This window comes from Peribacillus sp. N1 (assembly GCF_054600815.1).
The window spans coordinates 1-264 of the sequence record NZ_BAAHZO010000051.1 but is presented as its reverse complement, the minus strand read 5'-3'; the positions used below and the strand labels follow the sequence as shown (position 1 = coordinate 264).

The 264-nt window shown below is 39.4% G+C and carries 1 protein-coding gene; it reads left to right on the top strand.

From position 1 onward, the window contains the following. Nucleotides 1-20: 20 nt before the first annotated feature. Nucleotides 21-264 (top strand): carbamoyl phosphate synthase preATP-grasp domain-containing protein (locus tag ACYP5M_RS26595; protein ID WP_459735741.1); only part of this gene is annotated, 244 nt, incomplete at its 3' end.

The window sequence follows — 264 nt, the reverse complement described above, 5'->3', positions numbered from 1 at the left end:
ACCAAAAATGGGGAAAAAACATTCCAAAACGCAATTATATAAAAAGCATCCTATTAATTGGTTCCGGTCCGATCTTCATCGGACAGGCCGCAGAGTTCGATTATGCAGGAACCCAAGCGTTTATAGCCTTAAAAGAAGAAGGTTATCGATTGATCCTGATTAACTCTAACCCTGCTACAATCATGACAGACACTGAATTGGCTTACGCGGTTTATATTGAACCTATCACATTGGAATTTGTCAGCAAAATCATTCGTAAAGAGC